Source organism: Chryseobacterium sp. FW101-FHT12H09 (assembly GCF_058790395.1).
In genome coordinates this window covers 385,826-407,902 of sequence record NZ_JBYTCP010000004.1, presented here as the reverse complement: position 1 = coordinate 407,902, position 22,077 = coordinate 385,826, and the positions used below count along the sequence as shown (strand labels likewise).

Annotated in this window: 23 protein-coding genes; 18 read left to right on the top strand and 5 right to left on the bottom strand. The window is 32.9% G+C overall.

The genetic code is table 11. The annotated features are described in order from the left end of the window. Nucleotides 1-13: 13 nt before the first annotated feature. On the top strand, nt 14-1,333 hold the full coding sequence (locus tag AC3WRL_RS17540; protein ID WP_492330852.1) for a serine hydrolase domain-containing protein: 1,320 nt from the start codon (nt 14-16) through the stop codon (nt 1,331-1,333). Nucleotides 1,334-1,390: 57 nt separating this feature from the next. On the opposite strand, the gene AC3WRL_RS17535 is transcribed toward AC3WRL_RS17540, so the two are convergent. Then, nucleotides 1,391-1,825 carry an organic hydroperoxide resistance protein gene (locus tag AC3WRL_RS17535; protein WP_214825681.1) on the bottom strand — a complete coding sequence of 145 codons (435 nt, stop codon included), beginning with the start codon at nt 1,823-1,825 and terminating at the stop codon, nt 1,391-1,393. Between the two features lie 358 nt (nt 1,826-2,183). Between AC3WRL_RS17535 and AC3WRL_RS17530 the strand changes: the two genes are divergently transcribed. After that, a complete protein-coding gene (locus AC3WRL_RS17530) occupies nt 2,184-3,464 on the top strand; it encodes an epoxide hydrolase family protein (protein WP_492330851.1) in 1,281 nt (426 codons plus the stop codon). An 81-nt stretch (nt 3,465-3,545) separates the two neighbouring features. On the opposite strand, the gene AC3WRL_RS17525 is transcribed toward AC3WRL_RS17530, so the two are convergent. Beyond that, nucleotides 3,546-3,950 (bottom strand): hypothetical protein, encoded by a 405-nt coding sequence (locus AC3WRL_RS17525; protein WP_214825680.1) that lies wholly within the window; start codon nt 3,948-3,950, stop codon nt 3,546-3,548. Nucleotides 3,951-4,102: 152 nt separating this feature from the next. Continuing rightward, nucleotides 4,103-5,305, bottom strand: coding sequence for an MFS transporter (locus AC3WRL_RS17520; protein ID WP_214825679.1), 1,203 nt, complete (start codon nt 5,303-5,305; stop codon nt 4,103-4,105). A 160-nt stretch (nt 5,306-5,465) separates the two neighbouring features. On the opposite strand from AC3WRL_RS17520, the gene AC3WRL_RS17515 reads away from it, so the two are divergent. From AC3WRL_RS17515 to AC3WRL_RS17495, 5 genes are all read left to right on the top strand, one after another. Beyond that, the gene (locus AC3WRL_RS17515; protein ID WP_214825678.1) at nt 5,466-6,539 is read left to right on the top strand and encodes a sensor histidine kinase; all 1,074 of its coding nucleotides are present in this window, start codon (nt 5,466-5,468) and stop codon (nt 6,537-6,539) included. Then, nucleotides 6,536-7,243 (top strand): LytR/AlgR family response regulator transcription factor, encoded by a 708-nt coding sequence (locus tag AC3WRL_RS17510; RefSeq protein WP_492330850.1) that lies wholly within the window; start codon nt 6,536-6,538, stop codon nt 7,241-7,243. Before AC3WRL_RS17515 ends, AC3WRL_RS17510 begins: the two co-directional genes overlap by 4 nt. A gap of 99 nt (nt 7,244-7,342) precedes the next feature. After that, entirely contained in the window at nt 7,343-8,026 is a 684-nt protein-coding gene (locus tag AC3WRL_RS17505) for a TapB family protein (protein ID WP_492330849.1), read from the top strand. A gap of 39 nt (nt 8,027-8,065) precedes the next feature. Next, the gene (locus AC3WRL_RS17500) at nt 8,066-9,481 is read left to right on the top strand and encodes a carcinine hydrolase/isopenicillin-N N-acyltransferase family protein (protein ID WP_492330848.1); all 1,416 of its coding nucleotides are present in this window, start codon (nt 8,066-8,068) and stop codon (nt 9,479-9,481) included. Between the two features lie 138 nt (nt 9,482-9,619). Further along, nucleotides 9,620-11,194 carry a Na+/H+ antiporter gene (locus AC3WRL_RS17495; protein WP_214825670.1) on the top strand — a complete coding sequence of 525 codons (1,575 nt, stop codon included), beginning with the start codon at nt 9,620-9,622 and terminating at the stop codon, nt 11,192-11,194. Here AC3WRL_RS17495 and AC3WRL_RS17490 read toward each other — a convergent pair whose 3' ends face one another. Then, complete coding sequence (locus AC3WRL_RS17490; RefSeq protein WP_214825668.1) at nt 11,195-11,530, bottom strand: hypothetical protein; 336 nt, start codon at nt 11,528-11,530, stop codon at nt 11,195-11,197. A 575-nt stretch (nt 11,531-12,105) separates the two neighbouring features. Here AC3WRL_RS17490 and AC3WRL_RS17485 point away from each other — a divergent pair. The 3 genes from AC3WRL_RS17485 (at nt 12,106) to AC3WRL_RS17475 (ending at nt 13,758) form a co-directional block, all read left to right on the top strand. Continuing rightward, nucleotides 12,106-12,315, top strand: coding sequence for a hypothetical protein (locus AC3WRL_RS17485; RefSeq protein ID WP_251040464.1), 210 nt, complete (start codon nt 12,106-12,108; stop codon nt 12,313-12,315). Between the two features lie 220 nt (nt 12,316-12,535). Beyond that, entirely contained in the window at nt 12,536-12,793 is a 258-nt protein-coding gene (locus tag AC3WRL_RS17480) for a hypothetical protein (protein WP_214825665.1), read from the top strand. Between the two features lie 92 nt (nt 12,794-12,885). Next, a complete protein-coding gene (locus AC3WRL_RS17475) occupies nt 12,886-13,758 on the top strand; it encodes a LysR substrate-binding domain-containing protein (protein ID WP_492330847.1) in 873 nt (290 codons plus the stop codon). A gap of 66 nt (nt 13,759-13,824) precedes the next feature. On the opposite strand, the gene AC3WRL_RS17470 is transcribed toward AC3WRL_RS17475, so the two are convergent. Next, on the bottom strand, nt 13,825-14,472 hold the full coding sequence (locus tag AC3WRL_RS17470; protein WP_214825661.1) for a DUF1349 domain-containing protein: 648 nt from the start codon (nt 14,470-14,472) through the stop codon (nt 13,825-13,827). Nucleotides 14,473-14,576: 104 nt separating this feature from the next. On the opposite strand from AC3WRL_RS17470, the gene AC3WRL_RS17465 reads away from it, so the two are divergent. From AC3WRL_RS17465 to AC3WRL_RS17430, 8 genes are all read left to right on the top strand, one after another. Next, nucleotides 14,577-15,329, top strand: coding sequence for a response regulator transcription factor (locus AC3WRL_RS17465; protein WP_492330846.1), 753 nt, complete (start codon nt 14,577-14,579; stop codon nt 15,327-15,329). Between the two features lie 97 nt (nt 15,330-15,426). Continuing rightward, nucleotides 15,427-15,822, top strand: a complete 396-nt coding sequence (locus AC3WRL_RS17460) for a helix-turn-helix domain-containing protein (RefSeq protein WP_214825658.1) — start codon at nt 15,427-15,429, stop codon at nt 15,820-15,822. A gap of 57 nt (nt 15,823-15,879) precedes the next feature. Continuing rightward, nucleotides 15,880-16,635: an SDR family oxidoreductase gene (locus AC3WRL_RS17455; RefSeq protein WP_261511989.1), complete on the top strand. Its 756-nt coding sequence runs from the start codon at nt 15,880-15,882 to the stop codon at nt 16,633-16,635. 252 nt (nt 16,636-16,887) lie between these two features. After that, nucleotides 16,888-18,144, top strand: coding sequence for an aminotransferase class I/II-fold pyridoxal phosphate-dependent enzyme (locus AC3WRL_RS17450; RefSeq protein WP_214825654.1), 1,257 nt, complete (start codon nt 16,888-16,890; stop codon nt 18,142-18,144). Nucleotides 18,145-18,150: 6 nt separating this feature from the next. Then, nucleotides 18,151-18,789, top strand: coding sequence for a TetR/AcrR family transcriptional regulator (locus tag AC3WRL_RS17445; protein WP_214825653.1), 639 nt, complete (start codon nt 18,151-18,153; stop codon nt 18,787-18,789). 88 nt (nt 18,790-18,877) lie between these two features. Beyond that, nucleotides 18,878-19,963, top strand: coding sequence for a DNA polymerase III subunit gamma/tau (gene dnaX, locus AC3WRL_RS17440; RefSeq protein WP_214825651.1), 1,086 nt, complete (start codon nt 18,878-18,880; stop codon nt 19,961-19,963). A 146-nt stretch (nt 19,964-20,109) separates the two neighbouring features. Next, on the top strand, nt 20,110-20,583 hold the full coding sequence (locus tag AC3WRL_RS17435) for a DUF8439 domain-containing protein (protein WP_214825650.1): 474 nt from the start codon (nt 20,110-20,112) through the stop codon (nt 20,581-20,583). A gap of 392 nt (nt 20,584-20,975) precedes the next feature. Further along, the gene (locus AC3WRL_RS17430; protein ID WP_214825649.1) at nt 20,976-22,055 is read left to right on the top strand and encodes a chorismate mutase; all 1,080 of its coding nucleotides are present in this window, start codon (nt 20,976-20,978) and stop codon (nt 22,053-22,055) included. Nucleotides 22,056-22,077: the final 22 nt, after the last annotated feature.

Below are 22,077 nucleotides of genomic sequence, written 5' to 3'. Positions count from 1 at the left end.
AAAACAAATAATTATGAAATATCAACTTGCATTGATGCTTTTTACATTTTTGTATTTGTTTGGCTTCGGCCAGGAGCAGCAGCTTTCTGTCGATAAGACAAAATATGAAATAAAACAGAAAACAAATGAGTATTTTTCAGCATTAACAAGCTTAAAACAGTTTAATGGAAATGTGATCATTGCAAAGGATGGAGACATTATTCTTAAAAAAACCTACAACTTATCCGGTGGACCAAAAGGTTTAAAGGTGAAGAAGAATAGTAGATTTATTATAGCATCTGTATCTAAAGTATTTGTAAAATATGGAATACTGAAGCTTGTTGAAGAAAAGAAAGTATCTTTAGATGATCCACTGTCTAAGTTTATTCCCGATTTCCCCGAAGGAAATAAAATCACCATAAATCATTTAATACACCATCAGTCAGGACTGCCTAGAGAAATTAAGGATTATGAAAAATTTGATAAACTAACCGGTGAACAAATCATTGAACTGGCGAAAAAAGAAAAACTTTTATTTGAACCGGGAACTAAAACACTATATTCAAATATTGGTTTTTTAATCCTCCATTATATTATTGGTAAAACGGCACCTAACGGATATCTGGCATTTATAAAAAAGGAAATATTTGATCCTATTGGTCTAAAGAGTACAAATGAATACAATAGTAAAAAGCTTTCCAAAAAATTTGTACGGGGATTTGATAATGAAGATGGTAAAATAGTAATGGCTTCAGCAAAAGATCTTGATCGGTTTGAAACAGGTAATTACGTTTCAACAATTAATGATCTGTACCTTTTTTCTAAAAAAGGTTTTAACGGGAAACATCTTCAGAAGGCTCTTATTAAAGAACTATTTGATGAAAATGAAGTATTGGCTCAAGCAGGAGGCCGGCCAGGATATAGAGCTTATTTTTATAAAAATAGGAAAACGGGCTTCGACTTTCTTTTTGTCAGTAACTACACCGGAATTCCAATTCAGCAGGTTACAGAAGATATTGTGAAGATATTTGATGGAAAGCCATATCAGGTTCCCACTGCAATAAAAAGAGTAAAGATCAACCTTTCAGAAGCAATAATGAAAAGATATGAGGGTAAATATATCTTAGAGGTCGACCAAACTCAATATCTGATCATTAATGTAAAAGACGGAAAATTATACATTACAGATAAAAATGGTGAGGTAACTGAAGGGGTTCCTGATTCTGAAACCACTTTCTTCTTTGATCCGGCTTCAAATGATGGACTGATATTTACTTTGAATAAAGATACAGGAGTTTACGAGCTCGAGATGATATCAGATGGACTTCACCTGAAAACTAAAAAGGTAAATTAATAGAAATTCAAGGAAAAGAAAAATCCACAGCATTGAAGTTGTGGATTTTTTTTTGGACTAAATAATAGTGGTCGTTACATTAATATTCCCATAGATTGCCTTGGAATAAGGACAGGTCTGATGCGCAAGATCTGTTAATTGCTCTGCAATATTTCTATCTAAACCTGGTAGACTAACAGTGAGGCGAGCCTGTAAAAGAAAATCTCCACCATTCATTCCCAGATCAACCTCCGCATCAACGTGAGTATCAGAAGGAATGGCTGTGCCTAATTTTTTAGCAGCTAATCCTAGTGCCCCAATGTAGCATGCTGACCAGCCTGCGGCAAAAAGCTGTTCTGGATTGGTTCCTGGAATGCTTGATCCCGGAGGAGATAGTAGGAGATCTAAATTTCCGTCATCACTTTTGGAATTTCCCTGTCTCCCTCCTGTAGTGTGTGTTTTTGCAGTGTATAATACTTTTTCTATTCCTGCCGTTTTTTGATCGTTGTTCATTACTGTAAATTTTAGTTAATAATACATTTAAAATGCTTTGCAAAGGAAGCCTTAATCCTAAATGAAAACCAATGAAAATAAGATGAGGTCGTCATTTTAAAAGGTGAAACAGACAATTGGAAACGGCAATGTTTTAAAAGATAATTTCAGACAATTATTTCTAATAATGGTAATGCTAAACAAGATAGATATTCTTCATCATAATCATTAAAAAGAGCTCTGTAGATTTTAAGTTTTGAAATGACCGGTTCAATGTCTATTTAGTCTGATTGAAGTAAGAGGTGATTGATTAGTGCTCGTAAGCAAAATACATTTGCCGAAGAAATAATTCTAAATCAACTTATTTAAAATCAAAACAATGGAAACAAAAAGAAACAACCTAAAAACAACACTTACAACAGGTGTATTTTTATTATTATCAGTAACCGGCTTTGCGCAGAATACAACAAAAGATGCTGATGCCATTCGCCCTTATCATGTTAGTATTCCTGAGGCCGCTATTAAAGAACTCCGTCAGCGGATCAATGCCACAAGATGGCCGGAAAAGGAAACCGTTGCGGATCAGTCACAAGGTGTAAAGCTACAGCAAATTCAAGACCTGGTACAGTATTGGGGAAGCACCTACGATTGGCATAAAGCTGAAAACAAACTGAATTCATTGCCGCAATTTGTTACTAAAATAGATGGTTTGGATATTCATTTTATCCATGTCCGTTCAAAACATAAAAATGCGATGCCTTTGATCATTACTCATGGATGGCCGGGATCGGTATTTGAAGTTTTAAAAGCAATCGATCCTCTTACAGATCCAACGAAATACGGTGGAAAAGCTGAAGATGCCTTTGATGTTGTTATACCATCCATGCCGGGTTATGGTTTTTCTGAAAAGCCAAAAGGAACAGGGTGGGGTGTGGAAAAAATAGGAAAAAGCTGGGATGTATTGATGAAACGTTTGGGGTATCATCATTATGTATCACAAGGAGGTGACTGGGGTGCTGTAATTGCTGATGCTATGGGACGTCAGGCTCCGGATGGCCTTTTAGGAATTCATGTAAATATGCCCGCAACAGTACCGGCGGAAATCGCAGATGTTTTAAAAGCAGGTGATCCTGCTCCGGAAGGCTTATCCGATAAAGAAAAAGCAGCTTTCATTTCATTGAATAAATTATATACCCGTGGTGGTGGTTATGCAGGAATGATGGTTACCCGTCCTCAGACGCTGGGATATGGACTTACAGATTCACCGGTTGGGCTTGCTTCTTTCTTCCTTGATAAGTTTAATGAATGGACTTATAGCGGTGGGAATGCTGAAAAGTCACTTACAAAAGACGAAATGTTAGATGATATCAGTTTATATTGGTTTACAGATACTGCCGTTTCCTCTGCACAGCTGTATTGGGAAAATAATAATAACAATTTCAACGTGGTAGAACAGAAAACAAGAGAAATAAAAGTACCAGTTGCCATTACAGTATTTCCTGGGGAGATCTATCAGGCGCCAAAGACTTGGGCAGAAAAAGCTTATCCAACCCTTACTTATTTTAATGAAGTCACAAAAGGTGGACATTTTGCTTCATGGGAAGAGCCTCAGATCTATGCCAGGGAACTTCGCGCAGCATTTAAATCTTTAAGAAAATAAAAAGATTTTAAATTTAAAAAATTAATAAACCCACAACTTTTTAAAGTTGTGGGTTTATTATAGTTGTCCTTGTAATCCAATTTATTGATGAATCTGAATTCGTGTGAAGGCTTCTTTTCCAAATAAACATGAGAATATATTTTGAAACTCGTGGATATATTTACATCGGATAGAATTACCATAAATTTTTAGTCCCTCAACAATCTTCTTCGGACTCAAGTCAATATCATACTTGATAAACTCTTCCGGTCGTTCGTAACGAATCCGTTGTTCCGAACTGTATGTTCTTGAAAATCCAAATTGCTCCAACCACTCTTCAGTGATCTGGATAGGGTTGATGGCATCTGCCGGAGCAGAAATACTATGAATATCATTTTCAATTTTTACAAAATAATCTTTCGTATTATTTTGAAATATCTCTGTGATAGTGAAAATTTGATTTTTGTACTCTACTAAATTTCTAATCTTAAGGTCTGCAACGTTCATAATATTTAGTGTTAAGGAGGTTATTAAAAATGATGTGGTAGTGAATACAGTTGCAAATACTATGCCTTACAGAATATATTTTATTTAAATATTTGTTAATATATAGGGTTAATTTTTATGGATTATTAAATATAGCTTAAAATAAATCGTTTTTAGGGTTGAATTTTGTTGATTATGCTAAATTTCAGTGATGTTAATGAATATGCCGCAAGTATTGCAATGATAAGAAATATAATAAAATAACTCCAAGAAGTAGCATGGAGTAGGTAGCCTGTACCACTTCCTAAGATACTAGACCCAAAATAATAAAAAAGCCAGTACATTGAAGTAGCAGAAGATTTTCCATCCTTGGCACGAAGTGCCGTCATCTGACTGGCCATAGTATGGGCAGCGAAAAATGACAATGTAAATAATCCCAGTCCAAAAATTACGATATATATATTTTCAGAAAGTAATAATAAAATTCCCGCAACCATAAATAGAATTGACGCTTTTAATATACTTTTCTGTTCCATCCTTTTTGATAAGCGACTGGTGATCATCGTTCCAAAAACGCCAAAAGTATACATCAGAAAGATAAATGCAATATAAAAATGATTAAGAGAAAAAGGAGCTGCCTCTAAACGAAATGTGAGATAGTTGTATACACTTACAAAAGCTCCCATCAGAAGAGCTGCAACAAAATACAATCGACGCATATAAGGATCTGTAAGGAATTTCTTCATCTGTTTTATTTTCAAATGGTAGTCAACCTTTTGTGGGTTAAAGAATTTTGATCCCGGAAATAATTTCCAGAATATTAATCCCAGAATAAGGCTTTCAATCCCGATGATAAGTACAGCATTCTGCCAGCCCAGCTCTCCGGCAAGAAGTGTGGCGAATATTCTTCCACTCATGCCGCCAATCGTATTTCCACTCAGGTACATACTGATAGCAAGAGCCACAACAGAAGCATGAACTTCCTCTGTAAGATAGGCAAGGGCTACCGCAGAAACACCCGAAATAACAAAACCTTTTAAAATACCAATTGCAATCAACAGACTCAGACTGGGAATCCATGCCGAAATAATGGTCAGTAAGGCAGAACATAGCAGTGAAAATGCCATAAGCCCCTTTCTTGAATAGCGATCTGCATTAAAGGCAAAGAAAAAAAGACCGGCAGCCATTCCTATTGTAGATGATGAGACAAGTAAAGAGCTATCTCCAACAGTAGTATGAAAATGATCTGCTACAAGAGGAAGAAGAGGTTGAAAAAGGTAGAGTTGAGCAAATACAGATAATCCGGATAGAAAAATACATAATTTGATATATTGAAAACGTTTGTCTTTTTTATGTGCTTTTTCAGGTAGGTTCATAAGTCTAATATCCTTTTGATTAATGTCTGTAAAGGGTTATACAAATTTCCTGATAATTTTTTAATCTATAAAACGTTTATTTTCGATAATATTGATCGTTGAAACCGATCAACTGTAAAGATTCGGAATTTTCGTAGTTTTGAGTTTATTAATTATACAAATGGAGGAAACCCTGATAGAAACTGGTGGTGATCTTGGAAAACAAAAGTTGTGGCGGTTATTTTTGTTATCGAAGAAATACCGTATTTTAAGACATGCGCTTCTATTTACTATTTTTCTTTTACTGTATGTTATCAATCCGCAAGACCGTGGATATACGGCTGAAGTTAATTTCTACGCAGGTATTGTTGATTTTATTTACATTATGCTTGTTTTCTACTTTAATATTTATTTCCTTGTTCCGAAGCTTTTATTAAAGGGGAAAGTATATCAATATGTCCTTGCTGTACTTATGATAGGTGTGATAACATTTTTAATCATTTGCTCTGCAGAGATTTTACTCTCTGACTACAGGGTTTCAAAAGATTCAACTTTAGGCCAAAATTGGTTATCAGGACTGATCTATTTCTTAACCACTTTTATCATTTTAATTTCTTTTACAACGGCCATAAAAGTTTTTCAATATCTGATCATACACCTTGAAAAACTAAATCAGATCCAGAAGCTTAATTTTCAAAATGAACTTTCGATACTTAAAAATCAGATTTCACCGCATTTTTTATTCAATACCCTGAACAATATTAATATTCTCACAGATACTAATCCCAAACTCGCCTCCAAGCTCATTATCAATTTATCTGACTTATTAAGATATCAGATTTACGATGGGGTTGAAGATTCTATTTTACTAAGTGCTGACGTTACTTTTATAAAGAATTTTCTTTTTGTAGAATCATTGAGGAAGGATAATTTCAAATATGATATTTCATTTACGGGATCACAAAAAGATATCTTTCTTCCACCTTTGCTTTTTATTCCTTTTGTAGAAAATTCTGTAAAGCATATCGATAATGAAAACCCTCTTGTAAAGGTAAATTTCCATCTTGAAAATAATAATTTGAAGTTTGTATGTATCAATTCCACAAATTCAGATACTAATCAAAAACAAAAGAATGAAGGTATTGGACTTACGAATATCAAAAAAAGACTACAATTGCTTTTTCCCCAGAAGCATGATCTTAAGATAGAGAACAAAGATAATGTCTTTAAAGTGGAATTAAACTTAACATTATGAACTGTATTATTGTAGATGACGAACCTATCGCAAGACAGGGAATACTGAATTTAATTGCTAAGGTTCCCGATCTCATTGTGAAAGGACATTTTAAGAATTCTAATGAAGCTAAATTATACATGGAAAATAATTTAGTTGACCTGGTTTTTCTGGATATCGAAATGCCTGGAACAAATGGAATTGATTTTGCGAAGAGTATTCCAAAAAAAACACTGGTTATCTTTACCACAGCTCATGCCCAATATGCTTTAGAAAGCTATGAAATTGATGCTGTAGATTATCTCTTGAAGCCTATTAAAGAAGATCGATTTTTAAAAGCGGTGGCTAAGGCAATTGAATTTAGTTATTTTCTTTCCGAAGATTATGAAAAAAGCAGCTTTGAATCTATTGAAGAAAACAGTATTATTATAAGAGCTGACCGCAGAATTTACAAAATACTACATAAAGATATTCTCTTTATTGAAGGGATGAAGGATTATTCTGTCATCAACAGTAAGGATAATAAAATTATAACTGCAATGAATCTTAAAACAATACTTTCTCATCTTCCGCCACAGTTTTTTAAAAGGATCAGCAAATCATATATTGTCAATTATCACCATGTAACTTCTGTCTCTTCACATAATGTTCATCTTAATGGAATTGAACTGCCTTTAGGAACTACCTATCGAAATGAATTTATAAATAATTTCATCAATAAATAATACCTCTCGGTTTTGTATAAAAAATAGCGGCCTAAGTATAAAATGAGCTCTCAGTTTTGATGTCAATTGATATTTTTGTTCAAGAACCAAAACGATGTCATGAAAATTTTCGGAGGTTATATTTTATTTATTATGCTGGGAAATACCTGCTTTTCTGCACAAAATTGTTCTGATTTTTATTATTTCAGAAAAGATGGAGTAGTCACATTTATACAATATGATTCTAAAGGAAATATCTTAGGAAAGAATATAGAGATTATAAAAAATGTAAGCTTAGGAAAAGGTATTGCCTTATCTGATAATTCGATTGTCAATTATAATCCTGAGGGTAATGTAAAAGAAGAATTGCCAAATCGTACTTTATGCATCAGAAACAATCTTAAAATTAATGTTCCTATTTCTACCCTGCCTGGTATTGAAACTTATCTATCCTATCCTTCAGATATGAAAATCGGGCAGAAACTTGGTGAAGATATTAACAAATCATTTGAAATAAGTGTTAGTGAGAGAAAAATCGAGATTTTCTATAGCATTATTGATAGAAAAGTGATCGGGCAGGAGATCATTAAAACTTCCACCGGAGATTATAAGACGGAAAAAATACAATATAATTTAAATGTAAAATACAATATAGCAGGGATTTCAATACCTTTAAATAAGAAAATAATAGAATGGTTTACGCCTGGATACGGTATTGTAAAAAAAGAATCTTATAGTAAGGGAGGAGTGCTGGAAGAATACGCTGTTCTATCTTCAATAGAGGGAGAGAATGGGCAAAAGTGAAAAATAAAAGATGTAAATTAACATGTACAGATAGTAAACATGAATACCATCAGAACCCGAATTTATGTTATATTTTCTTTATTTTTTTTCAGTGTTTCGTTTTTGAAGGCCTGTACCATTTTTATGGCTAATGATGGAAAACAGGTATGGATAGGAAACAATGAAGACGAAAGCCCCGATATGAATTATAGGTTTTGGTATTTCCCTGAAGAAAATAATTCATTTGGATATATGCTTTGGTCCGAAAAACATGAAGGATATGATCCTGTGATGTGGCAATATCCGCAGGGAGGACTTAATGAGTATGGACTCTTCCTTGATTATACAGCAATTGATAATATTCCTGTTATTGCTGATCCCTCAAAAAAGACACGAGAGCAGGAGGTAGTCAACGATATTTTGAAAACCTGTAAGACTGTTAAAGAAGCATTAATGTTTATCAATCAGTTTAATCTTGTCAAACTTTCCGGAGCTCAGCTTTTTATTGGTGATGCTACTGGAAACTATGCTACCGTTCATGGTAATTACGTGATTAAAAAGACAGACCGAAATTTTACATTAACAAATTACTGTATCGCTAACGGACATAAAGAAGCTTGCTGGAGAAGAGAAACAGCGTACTCGAAATTAGATACTTTCAAACACTACAATAAAAATAATATTTCCGACATTCTTAAAGAATCTTCTCAAAAGTGGCCTGGCGATGTGGTCACCAATTATTCAATGGTTGTTAACTTAAAAAACAGGGAAATGATCCTTTATTATAAAAATGATTTTAAAACCCCCAGGATCATTAATCTTACTGAAGAACTTAAAAAAGGAAAACATTCTAAAGATATAACAGCTTATTTCCCTCTTGGGCTATCCAAAATATTGAAGGATCAGTACGAACAAAAAGGAATCACAGGCGCTATTAATGAATATAATGAACTGAGAAAAAGCGCATACAAAGCTTATAATTTCAAAAATAATGAGGCAGTACAGTTTGGTGTCAATTTATTGAAAGAAAACAAAACAGATGATGCTATTCAGTTTTTTTCTAATCTACAGAAATATGAGAAAAAAAGTGTTGACATCAGCAACTGGTTAGGAATTGCATATAAGTCCAGACATGATTTTTCCATCAGTAATTCATACTTTGATACAGTTCTTAAACATCATAAGGATGATTATCTTGCCAATCTGTTTTATAAAAGACAAGATCAAAAGGTGATATTTAAAATCAATGAATGGAGTGGAGCACAAAATGTAAAGCTTATCGGCGATTTTACAGACTGGCTTAAAAGTCCTGTAAAGATGGAAAAGAAAAATGGATACTGGTATTGCGAAGTTGATATACCGGAAGGAATTCATCAATATAAATTTTTAGTAGATGATGTGTATTACCTTCCAGATCCAGTTAATTACTTGTATACTTGGAAAGGAGATCACATTAATTCTCTTTTATTCCTTTAAAATATTCACTTTAAAATCGATTAGAAGATTAAAATTAATCTATTGTGTAAATTCGTAGTAATTTTGCAAAATGTAAAGATTTTTTTGGATTAAAAGTCTGCAAATCATTATCATTGCAATACTGAAAACATAACACAAATGATAGAAAATTTCCCATTTTACTTATCACTAATTGTAGCCATTATATTGCTGATTATGTTGGCTAACAAAATAAAAGTTGCCTATCCGGTACTTTTAGTGATTGCTGGATTATTAATTAGTTTTATTCCTGGCATTCCGGCTATAAAGATTGATCCTGAACTGATTTTTATTATATTTCTTCCTCCTTTATTATATGAAGCAGCATGGTCCATTTCATGGAAAGAATTATGGAAATGGCGACGGGTTATTGGAAGTTTTGCTTTTATTGTTGTCTTTCTTACAGCAATTACCGTCGCTTTTGTTGCTAATTACTTTATACCCGGATTTTCTTTGGCTCTTGGTTTTTTATTAGGAGGAATTGTCTCTCCTCCGGATGCTGTAAGTGCAGGTGCTATTCTGAAATTTGTGAAAGTTCCTAAAAGGATGTCATCTATTTTAGAAGGTGAAAGTCTTTTGAATGATGCATCATCACTTATAATTCTTCGGTTTGCAATGATTGCTGTCGCTACCGGACAGTTTATTTGGCATGAAGCAGCATTAAGTTTTTCCTGGATGGTTATTGGTGGAGTGGGAATTGGTTTACTGATAGGATGGGTTTTTATGAAAGGTCATAAGTATCTTCCTACAGATGCCAATATGGATACTATCCTTACGATTGTTGCTCCGTATATCATGTATATCGGTGCTGAGGAAGTACACAGCTCCGGAGTTTTAGCTGTAGTAAGTGGTGGTTTACTTTTATCTAACCATAGACATCGTATTTTAAGCGCCTCATCACGGTTACGGGGAATTAATGTATGGGAAAGCTTTGCTTTTGTACTGAACGGTTTGGTGTTTATGTTGATAGGATTAGATCTACCTGAAATTACTTCAGGATTAGAGGGGGTAAGTCTTTCTGCTGCAATTGGATATGGATTATTAATTACCGGGGTTTTGATCTTTGTGAGAATTTTGTCTGCTTATGGAGCTGTAATCATCACTTTAATTGCCCGTAATTATATCACGGTAGCTGATGCCAGTCCCGGTTTTAAAGCTCCAATTATTTTGGGATGGACCGGAATGCGTGGGGTAGTATCTTTAGCTGCAGCACTTTCGATTCCAATTCATTTATATCCGGGTGGGCCAGATTTTCCACAAAGAAACCTGATCTTATTTATTACCTTCATTGTTATATTAACGACCCTGTTACTCCAGGGACTTACTTTGCCTTATATAATTAAAAAAGTGAATATGCCATCTTTTAATGATCACCTACCCGATGAAGAAGCTGATGAATTGATCAAAAGGAATATGGCTCAATATACTTTAGAACACATTACTAAAAATTACGGTGAGATGCTTGCTATAAGTCCTTTCTTACAGAATATCCATGATAAATGGCAAGGGAAGATTGGTGATGATGCTCAGATCAAAGTTTCTCCGGAAGTTAAACTTGCATATTTGGATATCCTAAATCAGCAAAGGATGTGGCTTGTTGATCAGAATCATGGTGATAAGTATGATGAAGATGTCATCAGAAAACATTTAATGAGAATAGATCTGGAGGAAGAAAGAATAAAATACACCCATTAATCAATCCATATTGATGATTGATAAAAGTCTTTGTAGATATTCATTTTCTTTTAAAACTTTATTGTAAGATTGTCTCGCATAGGCAGGAGACAGTTTATAAGTTTCAGGTACTGCATTGAGGTCTTCATTTTCTATGTATTGATTTAAATGCTGCGTGTAATCTTTAATATACTTATCAATTATTTTTTTCTTTAATTCACATAATGTACAATTCTTTATCTTTTGTAAAGAATTTAATATTAATGATTTATCTCCGTGAAAATTAATAATATTTTTTACAAACGATAAATTATGCTTGTCCTGCAATACTGAATGTGATTCGTCTTCAAAAATCATAATTTGGCAATAGTTTTTAGTTATTAATAATTTTTTCTAACAGATAATTATATATTACTTTAATTTTTAGACTTCAAAAAGTTAACCAAAATACTTAAATAATTTAAAAGATGTTATTTTTTTGAAAAATTCTTGTTGAATCACTACCAATGAACTAGCAAATTTCAAATAAAAACTATCCTTTATGTAGAACTATTTCTACCTGTTGTGATTTTTATTCTATAGAAATAATTTTCTTCTATAGCCTTATCATTATACTTTTGTATTATTGCTTCTGCTATTAAAACAATGTCATTTTAGAGGGATGGTATATTAATAGAAAAGCAAATCACTTAGATAAACTTTTCTAAAAGTACAAATGTTTAAGGCTGAAAATTACTTAGTTCCCCATCGAAATTTTTCAGCCTTACTTTTTATTCAATAAAAAATTGATTTTGAGTAAAATAATTCATCCATAATATTTAATAAAAGTAAAAAATTAATTATTTAAGAATGAGGTATTTATTGTCGAATTGAGAGGTGATGTCGTATTTATTTTGGTCTCTTTTTTGATAATGATTGGCAAACACACAACAATGATGAGAGAAAAGTTCAAGCATTTGCTTGGAAAGACACGTAATGAAATTACCCAAGAAATAGGAGACGGCTTTAATTTTCCAGCTAATGAAATCTGGACTTATGAAGTTGGAAAAACATGGATAGGAAGAAGAATTATTCTATCCATTAAATTCAAGGAAAAAAAAGCTTCGGAAATCATATTTTTTAAAAGTTTCAAAAAATGTTAAACGTTTTATTTTGATGTAATCTACAATTATCAAAATTTATTTTCTAAAATATGTTAAAATAAGTCTAGGTAAAAACATCGTCCAAAATGACCAATAATCCACACTTTTAACAATTTATATCTTTTTTAATTTATTTTTTTTTAACATTTTTATAAAAAGGTTAATCAGCTGTTTTTTAGTAATTTAATTTTAAAAAAATTATTATAAAAACTGGTATGTTATGCCCTGTTGTGGTCTGTGTTTTGATGATCCAAGGCAAAACACTATGATGAAAAAAGAACTATTTATTAATTTAATTGGTATGACCCGTTATGAAGTTGGACAAGAAATGGGGTATGGTTTGAATCGTTTTGAGGAGGATGTCTGGAACTATGAAGTTGGAAAAACCTGGTTAGGGAAAAGAATTATTTTAACACTTACATTTAAAGACGATAAAGCTTCAGAACTATCACTTTCCAAGAGTTTTAAAAAACGCTAATTGTTTTATTTTAATGAAATAGATTTGTAAGCTGTCTATTTTCTAAATTTGTAATTCTTTCTTAGAAATATTCATTCTAAAATCAATTGTAAATGGAACTTAGACAGCTGCGATATTTTTTAAAAGCTAAAGAACTACTTAATTTCACGGAAGCTGCTAATCATTTATATATCAGCCAAAGTACTCTTTCACAACAGATCAAACAGCTGGAAGAAGAATTAGGAACTCCATTATTCAACAGAATTGGAAAACGGATTACACTTACAGAGGCGGGTAAGGTTTTTGGAGTATATGCTCAAAAATCTCTTTTAAAGTCTCAGGAGGGCTTATTGGCACTGCGGGATCTGGAAGAATTGAAAAGCGGAAAGCTGACGATTGGCGTTACTTATGGTCTGCGGTCAACTTTGATTAAAGCACTGATTCGTTTTTCAGATACATATCCCTATGTTAAAATTAACATCGTATTCGGAACTACTTCGGAACTCATGGAAAAGCTTCATCATGTAGAGCTTGACTTTGCCCTTACTTTTGCGAAAGGGACAAGAGAACAGCTCTTCAGTTATATACCCCTTTTTACTTCACCAATGACTTTGGTTGTTTCTAAAAATTCTGCTCTCGCAAATAAAGAAAATGTGACCCTTAAAGAAATTGTAGGCCTTCCTCTTGCTATGCCAACAAATGGATATAGTACCACAAAGTTTGTAATGAAAGCATTTGAAAGTAATGAACTTAAACCTGATGTTTTAATGGAAATAAATGATGTTGCGGCTTTATTAGAGGTTGTTAAAAGTGGAAATTGGCATACTATTTTAGCAGAAACTACTGCAATAGATCAGGATCAACTGGTTACCATTCCCATTAAAGGAAAAAATATGATACGGACTGCTATGTTTGTATCCTTAAAAGATGCCTATACAAAAAAGGCAGCAAAAGTATTTTATGATTTCTTAAAGGCAGATCAATAAAAAACCTCCCAAAAAGAGAGGTAATTAAAAAAAAAATTGACTGTATATTGAAGTGTAATTCAATCGTTATTTATTGTTCTCAAGCCATTTTAAACGACGCTCATCAGGCAAATGTTTTACCTTGAAATTTTCAAATGTAGCGTTGAAACCTGTTCCGTCCGGGCATGCAGCCATGAGTCCTACCATAACAGGGATATTGTCCTGAAGGTGGGCATTACGCATCAGGATGTAATTTTTATCATCAAAAGAATAAAAAATTTCTACAGCATCCAGCCTTCTTACTGCTTTTATCCAGACTGCTGATGGTGTTTTGTCTAAAGTGATCACACTCCAGTCACTGGTTGTATGAGTTACCACAGTACTTAAATTATATTTTCCGTCTACAAATTCAATTCCCGCTTTGATATAGTTTTCTTTATCTATTCTAAGCATCAGGCCCATCTGATCAAACCTTGCTTTATAATTTCCGCTGATCTTTACCTTAGCCTCAAATTCTCCACCATAGGTTGTATAATAAAAGGGAGCATCATCTACTGTGAAACCGTAGTGAGAAATCCTCCAGTAATCACTTTGTGGAGTAACAAACATTGATAGAGTATTGTTTTTAACTTCCCATTTTTCAGGTTCATTAAACCATGTCATTTTTTCTAATGTCTGAGCGAAACTCTTATTTATAAGAAGTACTGCACAAAAACTTAAAATTATTCTCTTCATCTTTACAAATATCTATTGTTATAAGTATAACTGGATGTAAATTATTAATTTAGCAAAAGTATAACTTAACCGTATTATCATCAATACTGATAAATAACCATTTTATGAAGATTGTAGAAACGTTGAATGAAAAATTGCTAAACAAAGATCTAAATAAAAGCAATGAATGTTTATTGGGTATTGATACTTACAAGAATACTGCTCTGATGTATTCTCAAATCGAAAATACAATTTCAGTATTAAGCGACATGCAGGCTAATAAGAGCTATGTTTATAAATCCAATACAGCTTTCGAATTAGGTTTAAATGTGGATGAAAATCCTATGCTCATCGATTCCATTTGGGAAGAGGAGATATTAAAAAAAATACATCCTGATGATAAGCTTAAAAAATACATTCACGAATTAAGATTTTTCAAACTCATGGATTCATTGAAACCTAAAGCACGACAGGATTATAGTGTTTTGTCGAGAATACGGATAAAAGACAAAAATGAGGAATATAAATTTGTGCAGCATAGGATGTTCTATGTGTATTCACCATACAACGGAAAACTTAGATTTGCATTATGTCTCTATAGTATCTCCATAGATCAGTCAATTCTTTTACCTTCAGATTTTCTCATTGTAAACTCTGTAAAAGGAGAAGTAGTAGTAGAGGATAAACTTAACTACAGGAATATTTTGTCGCAAAGGGAATTAGAGATTTTGAAATTTGTAGGCGAGGGTTTTACCAGTAAGGAGATTGCAGAATTCCTATTTATAAGCGTTAATACAGTTAGCCGCCATAGACAGAATATTCTTGAAAAACTGAAAGTAAAAAATTCAATAAAGGCCTTTAATGAAAGCTTTCATTAATTAATAGAGTGTTCTGATCTTCATAAAAGTTCACCATATATATTCGGTATATTTTTTTTTAATTCGTACTTTTAGTAAAAGACATAAAGCTACGTATATGAAGAAAAAAGAAAAAAATGTAAAGAGAGGAGAGGAAATTACCAATAAGTATCTGGCATTCTTAGATGAGCATATTCAGAATGTTATTTCTGGTAATACTTCTGAATTTATGGAACTTAACGAAATAGCTGTACATCTTGCGATTTCTCATACACACCTTACCGATACGGTTAAAAAAGAAAAAGGAAATCATCCTTGTCATTTTTACGATACTAAAATTATTGAACAGGTTCAGATCATGCTGTCAGAAACTGATCGGTCCATTGCAGAAATAGCCAGAATATTTACTTATGATCCTTCCAATTTTTCCAAATTCTTCAAAAAATGGACGAATCTGACTCCAGGAGAGTATAGAAACATAAATCAGAATAAATTACCGAAAAGTTCACCATAGAAACATCATCGCTAATAATCATATTTGTAAGACATACTAATTAAAAAATACATAATTATGTCGAAAAATGACCTAACAGGAAAGGTGGTATTAATAGCTGGTGGTGGAAAGAACCTTGGTGGCTTGCTAAGCAGAGATTTTGCCAGAAAAGGAGCAAAGCTTGCTATTCATTACAACAGTGAAAGTTCAAAACAGGAAAGTGAGAAAACGTTAGCGGAGGTCAAAGCTTTAGGAGCTGAAGCTTTTCTTTTTCAGGGAGATCTTACAAAAGTTGATAATATCACTAAATTATTTGATGAAACCGTAAAAACCTACGGTGGGATTGATATTGCCATCAATACAGTTGGAATGGTTCTTAAGAAACCCTTTGTAGAAACTACTGAAGCAGAATATGACTCCATGTTTAATATTAATTCTAAAGTGGCATACTTCTTTATTCAGGAAGCCGGTAAAAAATTAAATGACAATGGTAAGATATGTACAATTGTAACATCATTATTAGCTGCTTACACAGGGTTGTACTCAACATATGCAGGAGCAAAAGCACCTGTAGAACATTTTACTAGAATGGCTTCCAAAGAATTTGGTGATCGTGGGATCTCCGTAACAGCCGTAGCACCCGGACCAATGGATACTCCTTTCTTTTACGGACAAGAAAATAATGATGCTGTAAACTATCATAAATCTGCTTCTGCATTAGGAGGCTTAACTGATATAAAAGATATAGCACCATTAATAGAATTTTTAGTAAGTGATGGCTGGTGGATTACAGGCCAAACCATATTTGCAAATGGAGGATATACCACCAGATAAGTGACCAAAAAATGATGAAAAAAGCGATTGTGAAAACTGTCGCTTTTTTTATTATACCTGTTTAAATGCCCCTGGATAGACCTCAATAGCTGTTAATATAAATTAATATAAATAGGTTATGTTGTTAAATTATTTGATTTTCAATGAATAAGGTTAAAATGTTATATACATAATATATTTTCGATGAAAATTAAAAGTAATCGATGTGAAATATTTATATATTTGTTTACTAAACAACTAATAATTTAAAGGATGAATATTAATTTTGCAACAGCAACTTTTAAGGATTTTGAGAACATTCCAGATTACGATATTAATCAAAGAGCAGAGTATTTTTATGAATTTCTAGATCATATGAAGTCCAGAGGACACATGAATTACAGATTGAAAAATACGTCGGGAACCAATGCAACATTAAATATAAATATTGCCAACCAAAATAAGGAGTATGTAAGCTTTGTTTCCAGTGACTATTTAGGGTTTACACAACACCCGAAAATAAAGCAGGCTGCTATTGAAGGGATTGAAAAATATGGAACAGGCACAGGAGCCACACCGCTTATTGGTGGATACTTCGATTACCACTATGCTTTAGAAAAAAGAATTTCAAGTTTTTTTGGGAGAAATGAAGATGAAGCAGTATTATTTACGACCGGGTATACGGCGAATAGTGCAACTTTACAGATTTTAATGCAGAAAGAAGATATTGCAATTTTAGATATGGCTGTACATGCCAGCGTTCATGAAGGATGTGCTTTTACAAATAAAAAAACATTTCCACACAATAATTTAGAAGCTTTGGAACACATTTTGAAGATATCTGAAAATATGTACCGTACGAAGCTTGTTGTTGTGGATGGTGTCTATTCACAAGATGGTGATACTTCTCGCATCAATGAGATATATGATCTTGTGAAAAAGTATAACGCCTATATCATGGTAGATGATGTACATGGTGTTGGAATTTTAGGAGAAACAGGAAGAGGTACCCTTGAGCAGGCAGGTTTGCTGGATAAAGTAGATTTTATAACTGGTACATTTAGTAAAACTTTCGGTAACCTTGGAGGATTTGTGATCGCTAATAAAAAAATAGCATCATTTCTTAAATTTCAATCCCGACAGCAAATTTTTTCCGCAACAGCACCGCCTTCTTCAGCAGGAATAGTTAAAGCTATTGATTTGATAGATGAAGAACCGATTTGGAGAGAAAAACTTTGGAATAATATCAATTATTTTAAAAAAGGACTCGATGATTTGGGATTGGATACCGGAATTACCTGCTCAGCTATTATTCCTGTGAAAATAGGAGATCAAAGTAAAATGTGGGATATCGGTAGAATATTAATTGAAAAAGGAGTTTATACGAATCCTATTATGTATCCCGCTGTGCCGAGGAAAGATGCACGTATCCGAATGAGTGTAACGGCAAGACATGAAAAAGAACATCTAGATAAAACACTCAATGTATTTGATGATATTAATAAAAAATTGCATATTGCGAAAAAATAAATAATTATGCCTAGAAAAGTGGTGCAAGGTCCCATTAGGGACAAAGAGAAAACAAAACAAAAACTGCTTGCAGCAGTTGGTAAAATTTTGAGAGTAAAAGGTTATTCAGGCCTGAAAGTAAGTAAAATTGCAGCTGTAGCCGGGTTTGATAAAAAACTGATCTATGAGTATTTTGGTAGTACTGATAAACTTATTGATGAATATATAAAGTCTCAGGATTATTGGAGCAAGTTTAGCCCCAATATAGAAGAAGAAAAAGCCACTACTATTGGTAAAGAGGCTTTAACACAAGGGATTCTTACTCAGTTTGAGAGCTTAAAGAAAAATAAAGAACTTCAGAAAATCATCCTTTGGGAGCTTTCAGAAAGTAAACCGATCCTTCGAAAACTAGTACAGGAAAGAGAAGATGTAGGAGCTAATTTATTCGAAAATGTTACAGATCCTTATTTTGGAAAAAATGCAAAGAGATTTAGAGCAATTATGGCTTTGATTGTTTCAGGAGCCTATTATTTAAATCTGTATCCTGCATATAATGCAACTGAATTTTGTGGACTTAATATGAAGACCGATGAAGGAAGATCTGAAATTGAGAAAGCTATTGTTGATATTATAGATTTTGCTTACCAGAAAAAAGATGATCAATAAGATTTACCGGTTTGATTAAAAATAAATTTGTGGATAATTTGAAAACTTTTGGCTTTCAGATTAGAAGTATATTTCTTATTTTTGACCAATGGAAAATTTCATAGTATCTGCAAGAAAATATCGCCCACAAGAGTTTGACACTGTTGTTGGGCAGTCCCACATTACAGATACTTTAGAACATGCAATTGAAGAGAACCAATTAGCGCAGGCTTTGCTATTTTGCGGGCCTCGTGGTGTTGGTAAGACTACATGTGCCAGAATCCTGGCCAGAAAGATCAACGAAAAAGATGGTTCCGTTTCAGAAGATGGTTTTGCTTATAACATTTATGAGCTTGATGCTGCCTCTAATAACTCAGTTGATGATATTCGTGAACTGATCGATCAGGTTCGTTTTGCACCTCAGGTTGGCCAGTATAAGGTATATATTATTGATGAGGTACATATGCTGTCTTCTGCAGCCTTCAATGCTTTTCTTAAAACACTTGAAGAACCTCCTGCACATGCAATTTTTATTCTGGCAACCACGGAAAAGCATAAGATCATTCCTACGATTTTATCCCGTTGTCAGATTTATGATTTTAAAAGGATCGTTATAGAAGATATTCAAGGGCATTTGAGGACTATTGCCCAAAAAGAGAATATTCAATATGAAGACGATGCTTTATATCTTATTGCACAAAAGGCAGATGGTGCGTTAAGAGATGCCCTTTCTATTTTTGATAGACTTTCTACATTTTCCCAAAAGAACATTACACTTGCTAAAGCAGCAGAAGTACTTAATATTCTGGACTATGACCAATATCTGAATATTTTAGATCTTGCTAAAGAAAATAAAATTCCAGAAGTCCTTTTTGCATTTAATGAAATTGTAAAGAAAGGCTTTGACCCTCATATATTCATTGCAGGATTAGGAAATCACTGCAGAGATCTTATGATGGCTCAGAATACTTCAACAATCGACTTAATTGAAGTAGGTGAAAAAACAAAGATTAAATTTGTTGAGCAAAGTCAGAAATGGAATGCACAACAATTGATTGATGCTATTGAGATCTGCAACCATGCGGATATTAATTATAAAAATTCTAAAAATCCCAGACTTACTGTAGAAATTGCATTAATGCAATTGTCTTCTCTGACGGCTCAAGGAGACGTTGCTAAAAAAAAAAGTTTATAATATTAGCTCCATTTCTTAGTGAAAAACAGGAAATAAAACTTCCTCAGAAAGAGAAACCACAGCCAATTAAAGAAGAAAAAACTGAACAACCTTCTGGTTCAGGTGATATTCCTCAGGAAATTGTTGTTAAAAAAACATCCAAACCCTTGTCAAAGCAAGGTTTTTCATCTGGATTCAGTATTAATTCCTTCATTAATAAAGAGGAAAAAGAAGAGAAAGAAGAAACGGTTGTTACTAAAACAGATAATCTGCCACAACATCATTTTACGGAAACAGATCTGCTAATGGAATGGAATTTGTTCTTGAAACAAATCCAATTCAAACAAGCTGTTGTTTATAATGCTGTTAAATCATTTAAACTGGTTAAAATTGACGAGAGTAATGTTCAGGTTTTATACCCCTCGGACTCCGCAAAAGTTGAATTTGATAAAATAAGTGGCGAATTCTTCAATCATTTTAAAAGAAAAGTACTTAATTATTCTATTGAAATTGATTATAAAAAAGACATTCAAAATCTTAAGATAGAGGTTGTTACGAAGAAAAAGATATTTGAAAAGTTTATAGAGAAAAATCCTTTACTAAAAGATCTTGATGATTTAATGAAGTTTGATTTGTCATAATTTTATATCTTTGTCAAATATTTTTGTTTAAAATAAGTTTTTGACAAAAACAAATTATTAATTGTAAAGCTAGAAATAGACGATTCACAGTATAAAGTGGAAAAATTATTTATCCCATATCTGTCTACTTTAAACCTTTTTGGTTTTATATCCGCTGATTATTTTAGCGGCTATTTTAGCTTTTCGGCTACTTATTATAGAAATTTTAGAAGTTATTACCGATTTTATTGGTATTACTAATTAAATTTCTTTCCAAAAAATAGGAATAAAAGGTCTTCTCATTTTAATTCCTGATCCCATTAAAAATTTTTAAACGGCATTTTTTGAAAAGAATTATAAAGTAAATTTTATAAGGGAAGAACTATTTGTGTATAATATTAAAAATAAAAAATATGACTTTAAAAGATTTAAAAAACGATTGGATTAATGAGTTTTCACAACCATTAATGATTGCTGGACCTTGTAGTGCTGAAAGTGAAGCTCAAATGTTGGAGACGGCAAAAAGAATTAGAGAAACAAATGCTCAGGTTCCTATTTTCCGCGCTGGTATCTGGAAACCCCGCACCAAACCCAATGGTTTTGAAGGAGTAGGAGTGATCGGATTAAACTGGTTGAAAAAAGTAAAAGAAGAATATGGCTTTAAAACCGCTACAGAAGTTGCTAATGCACATCACGTTTTTGCAGCATTAGAAGCAGATGTAGATATTCTTTGGATCGGAGCACGTTCTACTGTAAATCCATTCACAGTTCAGGAAATTGCAATGGCCTTGAGAGGAACTGAGAAGACAGTATTGGTTAAAAACCCGGTAAATCCAGATTTAGCTTTGTGGATAGGAGCCTTAGAAAGACTATTAGGACAAGGAATTCAAAATCTTGGTGCTATTCATAGAGGTTTCTCAACATACCAAAAAACTAAATACAGAAATAATCCTAACTGGCAGATTGCTTTAGATTTTAAAAGTCAGTTTCCAAATATTCCAATGTTAATTGACCCTTCTCATATCTGTGGAAACAGAACAGGATTAGCAGATGTTACCCAGGAAGCTATGAATGTTGGTTACCAGGGAGCTATTATCGAGAGTCACTGTAATCCTGACGAAGCATGGAGCGATGCTTCACAGCAAATTACTCCGGAAGTTTTAGCGGAATTAATAGGTAATTTGAAAATAAGAAACTCTGGATTAGCAGGATTTGATGGAGAAATGGGTAGACACAGAACATTAATTTCTGATCTCGATTTTCAATTAATCGAACTGCTTTCTCAAAGAATGAAAGTTTCTGAAAAGATTGGTAAACTTAAAAAAGAAAATGATATCGCTATTTTCCAGCCTGAACGTTGGAAAGTAATTACTGAATATGCTACTCAGAAAGCTAAAGAAACAGGAATGTCTCAGGAATTTATTGAGAAAGTTTTCAAAGCGATTCACGAAGAATCTATTGAAGTACAGAATAATATTATGATCGACAGATAATTAGAAACAGGATTAATATTTT

What these genes read in the sequence shown, in the direction of transcription:
- AC3WRL_RS17490 (WP_214825668.1), bottom strand. Translation starts at nt 11,530, where the DNA reads ATGATTTTTGAAGACGAATCACATTCAGTATTGCAGGACAAGCATAAT.
- AC3WRL_RS17485 (WP_251040464.1), top strand. Translation starts at nt 12,106, where the DNA reads ATGATGAGAGAAAAGTTCAAGCATTTGCTTGGAAAGACACGTAATGAA.
- AC3WRL_RS17505 (WP_492330849.1), top strand. Translation starts at nt 7,343, where the DNA reads ATGAAAATTTTCGGAGGTTATATTTTATTTATTATGCTGGGAAATACC.
- AC3WRL_RS17520 (WP_214825679.1), bottom strand. Translation starts at nt 5,305, where the DNA reads ATGAACCTACCTGAAAAAGCACATAAAAAAGACAAACGTTTTCAATAT.
- AC3WRL_RS17540 (WP_492330852.1), top strand. Translation starts at nt 14, where the DNA reads ATGAAATATCAACTTGCATTGATGCTTTTTACATTTTTGTATTTGTTT.
- AC3WRL_RS17465 (WP_492330846.1), top strand. Translation starts at nt 14,577, where the DNA reads ATGAAGATTGTAGAAACGTTGAATGAAAAATTGCTAAACAAAGATCTA.
- AC3WRL_RS17450 (WP_214825654.1), top strand. Translation starts at nt 16,888, where the DNA reads ATGAATATTAATTTTGCAACAGCAACTTTTAAGGATTTTGAGAACATT.
- AC3WRL_RS17470 (WP_214825661.1), bottom strand. Translation starts at nt 14,472, where the DNA reads ATGAAGAGAATAATTTTAAGTTTTTGTGCAGTACTTCTTATAAATAAG.
- AC3WRL_RS17445 (WP_214825653.1), top strand. Translation starts at nt 18,151, where the DNA reads ATGCCTAGAAAAGTGGTGCAAGGTCCCATTAGGGACAAAGAGAAAACA.
- AC3WRL_RS17535 (WP_214825681.1), bottom strand. Translation starts at nt 1,825, where the DNA reads ATGAACAACGATCAAAAAACGGCAGGAATAGAAAAAGTATTATACACT.
- AC3WRL_RS17500 (WP_492330848.1), top strand. Translation starts at nt 8,066, where the DNA reads ATGAATACCATCAGAACCCGAATTTATGTTATATTTTCTTTATTTTTT.
- AC3WRL_RS17510 (WP_492330850.1), top strand. Translation starts at nt 6,536, where the DNA reads ATGAACTGTATTATTGTAGATGACGAACCTATCGCAAGACAGGGAATA.
- AC3WRL_RS17530 (WP_492330851.1), top strand. Translation starts at nt 2,184, where the DNA reads ATGGAAACAAAAAGAAACAACCTAAAAACAACACTTACAACAGGTGTA.
- AC3WRL_RS17525 (WP_214825680.1), bottom strand. Translation starts at nt 3,950, where the DNA reads ATGAACGTTGCAGACCTTAAGATTAGAAATTTAGTAGAGTACAAAAAT.
- AC3WRL_RS17455 (WP_261511989.1), top strand. Translation starts at nt 15,880, where the DNA reads ATGTCGAAAAATGACCTAACAGGAAAGGTGGTATTAATAGCTGGTGGT.
- AC3WRL_RS17430 (WP_214825649.1), top strand. Translation starts at nt 20,976, where the DNA reads ATGACTTTAAAAGATTTAAAAAACGATTGGATTAATGAGTTTTCACAA.
- AC3WRL_RS17475 (WP_492330847.1), top strand. Translation starts at nt 12,886, where the DNA reads ATGGAACTTAGACAGCTGCGATATTTTTTAAAAGCTAAAGAACTACTT.
- dnaX (WP_214825651.1), top strand. Translation starts at nt 18,878, where the DNA reads ATGGAAAATTTCATAGTATCTGCAAGAAAATATCGCCCACAAGAGTTT.
- AC3WRL_RS17495 (WP_214825670.1), top strand. Translation starts at nt 9,620, where the DNA reads ATGATAGAAAATTTCCCATTTTACTTATCACTAATTGTAGCCATTATA.
- AC3WRL_RS17515 (WP_214825678.1), top strand. Translation starts at nt 5,466, where the DNA reads ATGGAGGAAACCCTGATAGAAACTGGTGGTGATCTTGGAAAACAAAAG.
- AC3WRL_RS17460 (WP_214825658.1), top strand. Translation starts at nt 15,427, where the DNA reads ATGAAGAAAAAAGAAAAAAATGTAAAGAGAGGAGAGGAAATTACCAAT.
- AC3WRL_RS17480 (WP_214825665.1), top strand. Translation starts at nt 12,536, where the DNA reads ATGCCCTGTTGTGGTCTGTGTTTTGATGATCCAAGGCAAAACACTATG.